The sequence below is a fragment of the Nocardioides aestuarii genome (genome assembly GCF_039527245.1).
Classification (GTDB): Bacteria; Actinomycetota; Actinomycetes; order Propionibacteriales; family Nocardioidaceae; genus Nocardioides; species Nocardioides aestuarii.
In genome coordinates this window covers 2,138,437-2,140,436 of sequence record NZ_BAAAJT010000002.1, presented here as the reverse complement: position 1 = coordinate 2,140,436, position 2,000 = coordinate 2,138,437, and the positions used below count along the sequence as shown (strand labels likewise).

2 protein-coding genes are annotated in these 2,000 nt (G+C 67.4%); both read right to left on the bottom strand.

Features of this window, described 5'->3' with window-relative positions:
• Window positions 1-75: 75 nt before the first annotated feature.
• Window positions 76-975, bottom strand: a complete 900-nt coding sequence (locus tag ABD091_RS10845) for a sugar ABC transporter permease (protein ID WP_343918252.1) — start codon at window positions 973-975, stop codon at window positions 76-78.
• On the bottom strand, window positions 975-2,000 hold a 1,026-nt coding region (locus tag ABD091_RS10840; protein ID WP_343918250.1), incomplete at its 5' end, for a carbohydrate ABC transporter permease. The genes ABD091_RS10840 and ABD091_RS10845, both read right to left, overlap by 1 nt.

Below are 2,000 nucleotides of genomic sequence, written 5' to 3'. Positions count from 1 at the left end.
GTAGTCCGGTTGATTCGTGCTCGCTCCGGGCCGGATCTCGACACGAATCAACCGGACTACCGCCCGGACGAGTCCTCAGCCCTTGGTGCCGCCCGCGGTCAGGCCGGCGACGAGGTGGCGCTGGGCGAAGAAGAAGACGATGCCGGCGGGGATCATGATCAGGATCGCCGCGGGGGTCAGCAGCTCCCAGCGCTGGTTGAACTGAGGCACGAACTGCTTGAGACCCGCGCCGAGCGTGTAGTTCTCGCTGGTCTGGATGAAGGCGATCGCGTAGGCGACCTCGCCCCACGCCGTGAGGAACGTGTAGAACGCCGTGACCGCCAGTCCGGGGCGGGCGAGCGGGAGGATCACCCGGTAGAAGGTCTGAAACGGGCCGAGGCCGTCGAGGGCCGCGGCTTCGTCGAGCTCCTTCGGGATGGTGTCGAAGTAGCCGCGCAGCATCCAGGCGCAGAACGGCACCGCCACGGTGCAGTAGGCGATGATCAGCGACACCTTGGTGTCGATCAGGCCGAGCCGCGCCATGATCGTGTAGATCGGCACGATCAGGATCGCGACCGGGAACATCTGGGTCAGCAGGAAGACCCACATCAGGCCGCGCTTGCCGGCGAAGTTGAAGCGGGACAGCGCGTAGCCCGCCGTAGCCGACATGGCGATGCCGATGACCATCGTGAAGGCCGCCACGACGACCGAGTTGAGGAACCAGGTCGGGAAGTCGGTGTGGAACAGCACCTGCTTGTAGTTGTCGAGCGAGGGGCTGTTGAACAGCTCGATCGTCGACCGCTGGATCTCCTGGCGGGGCTTGAGGGAGCTCAGGAACACCCAGAGGACGGGGAAGAGCGCGATGAAGACCGCCGTGAGGAGCGTGGCGTGGAGGCCGATCGAGGCCAGCGTCGACCGCGGACGGCCCTGGCGCGGCTCGGGGCCGTAGGTGTTCTCGGTGGGGGCGGCGGCCGCCCCGGCGGCGAGCTCGGCCATCAGAACACCTCTCCCTGCCGGCGGAGCAGCCGGCGGTAGACGGACGCGTAGACGACGAGCATCGAGAGGATCAGCACCCCGTAGGTCGCGGCCAGCGAGTAGTTGCGCAGGCCCTCGAAGGCGGCGCGGAAGGCGCCGGTCACGAGGATCTCGGTCTGGCCGGCGGGCTCACCGCCGGTGACGAAGAAGATGATCGGGAACATGTTGAAGGTCCAGATCGTGCCGAGCAGGATCACCGTCGAGCTGACCGGCCGCAGACCGGGGAGCGTGATGTGCCGGAACCGCTGCCACGGCGAGGCGCCGTCCATCGCGGCCGCCTCGTAGAGATCGTTGTTGATCGACTGGAGCCCCCCGAGGATCGCCACCATCATGAACGGCACGCCCATCCAGACGTTCGCGACGATCGCGGTGAACAGCGACGTCCACCGGTGGTCGGTCCAGGCGACGGGATCGATGCCGATCTTGCCGAGGGCGGCGTTGATGAGCCCGAAGTTCTGGTTGAACATGAAGCGCCAGGCGAACGCCGAGACGAACGCCGGCACCGCCCACGGCACGATCAGCAGGACGCGGTAGAGGCTGCGGCCGCGGAACTCCCGATGGAGCAGCACCGCGAGCCCGAGGCCGATCGTGTAGTGGAAGAAGACGCACGCCGTCGTCCACACGACGGTGTTGGTGAACCAGAGCCAGAACTTGCCGCGCTCACCGGTGAGGACGTCGACGTAGTTCTGGAGGCCGACGAACTCGAACTTGCGCGGGTTCTCCTCGCAGGTCTCCCCGCCCCCGAGCGTCTTGGTGCAGATGATCTCCTGCTGGTTGGCCTCGGTGAGGTTGGTCAGCGACTGGTAGATGCCCTGCCCGAGCGGGTAGAGGACGAGCACGCCGAGGACGACGACGGTCGGCAGGACCATCGCCCACGCGTACCAGTTGCGGTCGAAGCTGCGGCGCAGCCGGCCGGGTCCGGCCTGCGGCGTACGTCGCGTCTCGGACGGTTCGGTGGCCTCGGAGTCGGCCGCGCGCGTCTCGGT